Here is a 6,506-nt window from a genome sequence, read left to right on the forward strand (position 1 = left end):
GCTCGACCAACGCCATCGAGAGCATGATCTCCATCTGCCGGAACCACTCGGCCAACGTCAAGCGCTGGCGCGACGGGCAGATGGCGCTGCGCTGGTGCGCCGCCGGCATGGTCGAGGCCGGCAAGCAGTTCCGCCGCGTCAACGGACACCTACACCTACCCAAGCTTCGCGCCGCGCTCGACGCCGAGATCGCTGGAACTGTCGGCTCCACCGTGCAAGATGAGGAGGTCGTCGCAGCCTGACGCACAACGGACCGCCACCGAAGTTCTACGGAACTCGGGACAACCTCCAGCCGACCGGTTCGCCGCGTTGCTCGACAGCTGACGCCGATACCGGATCTGAGCCTCAAGTATTGCGGCGGTATCACGAGGCTCTTTCGGGCCCAGAAGCGTAAGCACCCCGGCCTCCGGACCTGCGGGAACACCGGAGTGAGGCTGCGCCCGAGGGGGGCGCCGTACTTCCGCACACGTCTGTGCGGCCGCGAACGGGCCGATCAGCCGTAGACGTCAGCGCGGTGCGAGATCCGCACGACCCTGACGAGCACTTCCTCGTCATGGATCGAGTAGACGACGCGGTACTGGCCCCTGCGGGCGGACCAGAAGCCCTCCAGCTCGACACGTAGCGGCTCTCCGACGCGCTGAGGGTCCGCGGCAAGCGCTCCGTAGAGGAGTCGACGACTGCCACGGTTACCGGGTCAGGGAGTCGCGCTCGATGCCCGCTTGGCCGCTGCGGAGAGAACGACGGTGAAGGGCCCTGGCCGGCTCACCGGTGGCGGGCCGCGAGTGCGGCCCGCACCTGGACCTCGTCGTAGACCTGGCCGTCGGTCATCTCGGCCTCGGCCTGCCGGATGTCCGACCTGGCCTGGGGGTCGGACAGGATCTCCAAGGTCTCCATCATCGACTCATAGTCCTCGACGGCGAGGATGACGGCGACGGGGCTGCCCTTCTTGGTGACGGCGACCCGATCATGAGTGCCGGCGACCTCGTCGATGTTCTGACTGAAGTGGGCTTTGACTGCGGCCAGAGACTGCGTCGTCACGACCTGAATCTTGGTCAACCAGCTAGGGGAGTGAGCACCGGGGCGTGGTCGTCGGGAAACTGAGCTCGGGAGTCAGCTGCTCCGAGACTTGGGTGCGTCGAGCGACTCGCCGGTCCGACTCCCGCGGCAAAGGCTTCACCTTCCGTACGCGAAGGGCCACGATCTGCTCATGGACGTCGATCAGAGACTGCGAGAACTCGGCATCGAGCTGCCGGACACCCTAGGGCCGGGGGGCAACTACGTTCCCGCCATGGTCGCCGGAGACCTCGTGTTCCTGTCCGGGATGGGCCCCGTCCGGCCGGACGGCAGCCTGGTGACGGGCAAGGTGGGGGAGGGCGGCCTGGACCTGGCAGCCGCCCGCGAGGCCGTGCGGTTCACCGGGCTGCAGTTGCTGGCTGCCATGCAGACGGAGCTGGGCGACCTCGGCCGCCTCCGGCAGGTGGTCAAGCTGTTCGGGATGGTCAACTGCCGACCCGGCTTCAACCGCACTCCGGCCGTCATCGACGGGTGCTCGGACCTGCTCGTCGACGTGTTCGGTGACGCCGGCCGTGGAGCTCGGTCCGCCGTCGGCATGGCCGAGCTGCCGTTCGACATCGCTGTCGAGATCGAGGCCGTCGTCCGCGTGGTGACGTGAGTCGGTCCGGCGATCCGATGCCCACCACCAGCGACGACCAGGAGAACATGTGCTGCTCGAGAGTATGACGTCCGCAGAGGTCCAGACCGCACTCACCGAGGGACGGCGGGACGTCGTCGTCCCGTGCGGAGCCGTGGAACAGCACGGCCGCCACCTGCCACTCGACGTGGACGCCGTGCACGCGGAGCGCCTGGCCAAGGAGGTCGCCGAGCGGCTCGGGACGGCACTGGTGGCCCCCACCATCCGCGTGGGGGTGTCGCCGCACCACATGAGCTTCCCGGGGACGATAAGCCTGCAGTCGGCAACGTTCGAGGCCGTCTACACCGACTACTGCCGCAGTCTGGCCGCACACGGCTTCCGCACCATTCTCTGCTTCTCCGCGCACGGCGGGAACTTCGCGCCGCTGGCAGAGATGGCTGAGCGGCTGGACGAGCGCGTGGGACCGGAGTGCCGGGTGATCGTGTTCTCCGACCTGCACGGTCTCGTCGAGGTCTGGCGATCGGCCGTCGTGGACGCCGGTGGGGACCCGGACCACGTCGGAGGACACGCGGACATCGCCGAGTCCTCCGTCTACTCCTACCTCCGACCCGGCGCAGTGCGGACCGACCAGCTCGCCCGCGGCTACACCGGGCCCGTGGACGACGAAGTGTTGCAGCGCCTGTTCACCGGCGGAATCCGAGCTCTCTCGGACACGGGGGTCATGGGCGACCCGCACGGGCTCTCCGACGCCATCGGAGAACTCTGCGTGCAGCGGGTGGCGGACATGATCGCCGCTCACTTCACCGACCGGATGCAGGCCGGCCCGAGGGAGTCGTGACCACGAGGCTGCAACCGCAGCCGGTGACTCCAGGGACTGCTCCTCTCGGGCGGGCGCCCCCGTCTGCGGGCCGGAGAGAACAAAACTCCCACGGTGGGTGGCCCTGGAAGTTCTCCGTGTGTCCGAGGGGGACTTGAATCCCCACGCGCAGGCCGTCGTGGTGCCCGTAGGTTTTGGACTGACGGTGAACGTCCGCAAGTTCGTACGCAGGCCCACGCCCTCGACGAAGAGGCCGCCTCGGCACCCTCTCCGCGCAGTCCACGCGGTTCCTCGAGGTCGCCGTCGCCGCGGGACGCAACATTCTGGTGCCGGGCGGCACGCAGGCCGGAAGTCGATGCTCGTCGGCTGTCTCTGCTCCTTCCTCTCGGCGCGGGAATGGCCATGCATTCCGTCCGTGACACCTCGACCTGAGGCACAGCTCGTGGCCGCGCTGGCGGGCGGAGTTCCGATCTAGATGTGTCCTGATCGTCACTTTGACCTGTCCATCGCACTGCCCGACGTACTAACCGCGCGGCCCCTTCTGTTGTGGTTGACGGCCGGGTCAATACGCCAATCACGCGGCTCTGGGGTGGTGCCACGATGGTGGCCAAACGACGGCGTTCGCGGTTGTCCGCAGCGATTCGCTGACGACGGCATTCTGTCTGACCAGCGGAAACGGACGGCGGCGGACATTCCGCGAACCCCTACCAGCCGCCTGGCAGTGTGGGGATCAGGGGTTCGAGTCCCCTCAGCTCCACCCGAGAAGAAGGCCCTGACCAGCGCTTCTGCTGGTCAGGGCTTTTCGCTTGATGGCAACGATGGTGCCGCCAGTCCGCAGATTGTCCACAGGAAGTCCGCGCGCGGTCTGCGAGGCTGCGTCCAGGCGGTCGACGACGGCGTCGAGGTCGTCGTCGAAGAGTCCCGAGTAGACGTCGAGGGTCATGGCCGCGCTGGCGTGCCCGAGCATGCGCTGGACGGCCTTGACGTTGGCGCCGGCGGCGATGGCGAGACTGGCCGCGGTGTGCCGGAGTTCGTGCGGGGTGAGCTCGCCGAGGCCGGCGACCTTGAGCGCTGGGTCGAAGACGCGGCGCCGCCAGTTGCGCAGCATCAACACTGCCCGCCGCGCATGGCCAAGATGAGGTCGGCGTACTCCGGTCAGCCGGTGGCCCTCGGCAGTCGCTCCTGCACGCGGTCCAACAGGGTCAGGAGAGCACCGTCGACGACCTCGGGTCGGGTGAGGTTGACGCTGTGCCCCGCGCCAGGCACGACGACCAGTTCGGCGCCGGGTCCGACGATCTCGGCGATCCGCCGGCTGTGCACCGCAGGGGTGAGCCGGTCATGGGTGCCGACAACCACCGTGACCGGCACCCGTCCCAGCACCTCCAGCGCGGCCGTCTCGTCGCGATCGACGAAGGTGGCGTAGAAGGCCGTCGTCACTGGGAGAGGTGTCTCCTCGAGCATGTCCTGGACTCTGCGCACCTGGGCCGGGTCCGCGTCGTCGCGGCCGAAGAGGTAGCGGCGGGTGTACCACCGGCCCAGGGCCGTGCCCCGCCGGCGGAACCGCTCCAAGAGCGGGGCGATCCACTGCAGCCAATGGAGGTAGACCGCCAGCAGGCCCAGTCGCCGAGCCAGCCCGACGATCCGGCCGATCACGCCGTCCGTCAGCCCATCGGCCGAGGTGGCGAGGAGAAAGACGCCGACGACCCGGGTGCCGAACAGCTCGGGGCGCCGGCGGGCCAGCGCCAGCACGCTCATGCCGCCCATGGAGTGGCCGGCCAGGACCACCGGGCCGGACGGCGTGGTGGCGTCGAGGATCTCGCCGAGATCCTGGCCGGTCCGGTCGATCGTTGCTGTCCGCCGGTCAGCCCAGGCTGACCGGCCGTGGCCGCGGTGGTCCCAGAGAACCAGCCGCGCCCGCCCGCGCAGCGCCGCCCGTTGGTCGTCCCACTCACCCAGGCGCGCGGTGAACCCGTGGGTCAGCAGCACGGTGAGCGGTGCGTCCGGGCTGCCGTCGACCTCGACGTGCAGGTCCACGCCGTCGTCGGTGCAGACCGTCCGCGATCCGGGCGCGGGTGGCCCGGGAGGTGCGGGACGGGACGAGCGATGGGGGAGAAGCACCGTTCCATCTCATGCGCCATCGACCGTATCCGCCAGTTCACTGGTTCTGCGAGGTCGAACTGCCGGCGCGGTGCGGTTCCTCCGCCGTCCTCGATGTCCCGCCGCACGTCCGGCGACTCCGCTCCGTCGCGCAGGCGGGCAGTGCACACGCCGCCCGTCCCGGCCTCGGCCAGAGCGCCAGCCCAGCCCGCTGCCGGCCCGGCGACCATGGCCACCCCGTGGTCACCGTCCTGGGAGGGGAAGAGCCGGTCGTAGCTGGCCAGGTCCATCCGCCCGCGCACGGCGATCGCCTCCCGCAGCAGCTGAGCGTACGGGCACAGTGCGAGCTCGACGGCACATGCGGGACCGGGGACGCCGGGGACGGCGCGGCCTACCAGGGCGCCAAAGCGGCGGCCGACGCTCAGGCAGCAGTCGTCGCCGCTGCCAAGACCCGTTTCGACAGGGCCGTCAGGGCTGCTGAGGATAGCGAGGCACGCAGCAGCTCCCAGGCGCGAGCCGACTTGGCGACCGACCAGACCACCCTGACCGGCCTGACCGCACAGCAGGGCCGCCTCCAGGCGGCGTTCGAAGCCACGAACAAGGACGACGACGGCATCCTGATCAGGTTCCAAGCACTGAGCCGGCTGAGCGACCGGAACAGCACCCTCGGGCTGGCGCACTTCATGCTCACCCTGCTGTTCATCTGCATCGAGCTGCTTCCGGTGCTCATGAAGGTTCTGTCCAATTTCGGGCCGCCGAGCACCTACGACCGGCTGTTGGCCCTGCGCGACGGCGGCAAACCTCGAGGTCGAGCAGGTGCAGCAGCAGACACGGCGGGAGACGGAGGTGGCCCAGGCGGAGCTGCTGGTCATGGCCGAGCGCGAGAGGGTGGAGCGGAGAAGCAAGTGATCCTCGCGCGGCACGAGGCGGTCCAGGCACGGAAGGCGGCCGAGGCGCGGGAGGCAGCGGAGACGCGGGAGGCGGCGGAGGCGCGGGAGGCGGCGGAGGCGCGGGAGGCGGCGAAGGGCGGAAGGCGCGGAAGGCCACCAGGGCGAAGCGGGCGGCGGAGGCACGGGCAGCTGCCGAGGCGAAGCGGGCGGCGGAGGTCCAGGCAGCGGCCGAGGCGCGGGCGGCAGCCGAGGCGCAGCGGCTGGCGGAGGCGCAGGCAGCGGCCGACGCGCAGCGGGTTGCGGAGGCGCGGCGGACGGCCAGGGCGCGGCGTGCGGCCCAGACCAAGGCAGCTGTCGCGGCGAAGGCAGCGGCCGAGGCGGCCGAGGCGGCCAGGAAGGAATTCGAGGCGGCGAAAGTCGAGCTCGAGCAGCAAGCGGCCGACGAGAGCGGCAGCTGGCGTGGGACACGGGACCGGTCGGCTTCGCCCGCAACGCCGCTGTGCGGACGGTCAAGACGGTCACCCGCCGGATCCCGACGGGGGTCTGACGTCCGGGGGACGCTGTCGGAGCCCCGGTCGTATGCCTCCCTGATCTGTACCTCGGCGCTCGATCGATTGCGCTTGACGCGACGATACCGGGAAGCCGCAGTACTTTCGGACGGCAAGTGTGGGACCGCTACCAGCAGCGGACGCGAACCGCTTTTCCCGCAGCCGCCTTGCCGCCAGCCGATACTCTTCGATCGTGAGCAGTGCCGACGGACGGTTCGCCCGCGCCCGGGGACACCGCCGGGCCACCGCCTGCTGAGTCACTTCCCCCTCAAGTTCGAAGAGCCCGCAATCTAGTCTGTGCCGGCAGCCGGCAGCCGGCAGCCGGCAGCCGGCAGCCGGCAGCCGGCAGCCGGTCCGCCGGTCCGCCGGTCGACCTAGAGCGTGTCTGCCAAAGATTGGCGGGTTGGTGGGCGACGCTGGACGAATGTTGCGTACCGACGAGATCCCGGACGAGTTGTGGGAGTTGATCCAGCCGGTGCTGCCTGCCGGCGGTCATCAGGGCC

Annotated in this window: 5 protein-coding genes and 3 pseudogenes; 4 read left to right on the forward strand and 4 right to left on the reverse strand. The window is 69.9% G+C overall.

From position 1 onward, the window contains the following. Positions 1–242 (forward strand): annotated as a pseudogene (locus BLW04_RS24240) (IS256 family transposase); the annotation flags it as partial. Positions 243–493: 251 nt separating this feature from the next. Here BLW04_RS24240 and BLW04_RS28965 read toward each other — a convergent pair. Beyond that, positions 494–643, reverse strand: a pseudogene (locus BLW04_RS28965) (type II toxin-antitoxin system RelE/ParE family toxin); the annotation flags it as partial. 119 nt (positions 644–762) lie between these two features. Next, positions 763–1,038, reverse strand: coding sequence for a type II toxin-antitoxin system Phd/YefM family antitoxin (locus BLW04_RS24250; protein WP_091548092.1), 276 nt, complete (start codon positions 1,036–1,038; stop codon positions 763–765). A gap of 169 nt (positions 1,039–1,207) precedes the next feature. Here BLW04_RS24250 and BLW04_RS24255 point away from each other — a divergent pair, with 169 nt between their 5' ends. Both BLW04_RS24255 and BLW04_RS24260 read left to right on the forward strand, forming a co-directional pair. Then, the gene (locus tag BLW04_RS24255; protein ID WP_091548084.1) at positions 1,208–1,672 is read left to right on the forward strand and encodes a RidA family protein; all 465 of its coding nucleotides are present in this window, start codon (positions 1,208–1,210) and stop codon (positions 1,670–1,672) included. Between the two features lie 49 nt (positions 1,673–1,721). Beyond that, on the forward strand, positions 1,722–2,489 hold the full coding sequence (locus BLW04_RS24260) for a creatininase family protein (protein WP_217631252.1): 768 nt from the start codon (positions 1,722–1,724) through the stop codon (positions 2,487–2,489). A 727-nt stretch (positions 2,490–3,216) separates the two neighbouring features. Here BLW04_RS24260 and BLW04_RS24265 read toward each other — a convergent pair. Both BLW04_RS24265 and BLW04_RS24270 read right to left on the reverse strand, forming a co-directional pair. Next, on the reverse strand, positions 3,217–3,576 hold the full coding sequence (locus BLW04_RS24265; protein ID WP_371327824.1) for a tyrosine-type recombinase/integrase: 360 nt from the start codon (positions 3,574–3,576) through the stop codon (positions 3,217–3,219). Positions 3,577–3,623: 47 nt separating this feature from the next. Then, entirely contained in the window at positions 3,624–4,502 is an 879-nt protein-coding gene (locus tag BLW04_RS24270) for an alpha/beta fold hydrolase (RefSeq protein ID WP_091548088.1), read from the reverse strand. Positions 4,503–4,597: 95 nt separating this feature from the next. Here BLW04_RS24270 and BLW04_RS29915 point away from each other — a divergent pair. Beyond that, positions 4,598–5,341, forward strand: a pseudogene (locus BLW04_RS29915) (DUF4407 domain-containing protein); the annotation flags it as partial. Between the last annotated feature and the right edge of the window lie 1,165 nt (positions 5,342–6,506).

The organism is Modestobacter sp. DSM 44400 (genome assembly GCF_900107175.1).
Lineage (GTDB): Bacteria > Actinomycetota > Actinomycetes > Mycobacteriales > Geodermatophilaceae > Modestobacter.

Bases quoted from the DNA above. Each gene is read 5' to 3' on its own strand.
- BLW04_RS24255 (WP_091548084.1), top strand. From the start codon at position 1,208: ATGGACGTCGATCAGAGACTGCGAGAACTCGGCATCGAGCTGCCGGAC.
- BLW04_RS24265 (WP_371327824.1), bottom strand. From the start codon at position 3,576: ATGCTGCGCAACTGGCGGCGCCGCGTCTTCGACCCAGCGCTCAAGGTC.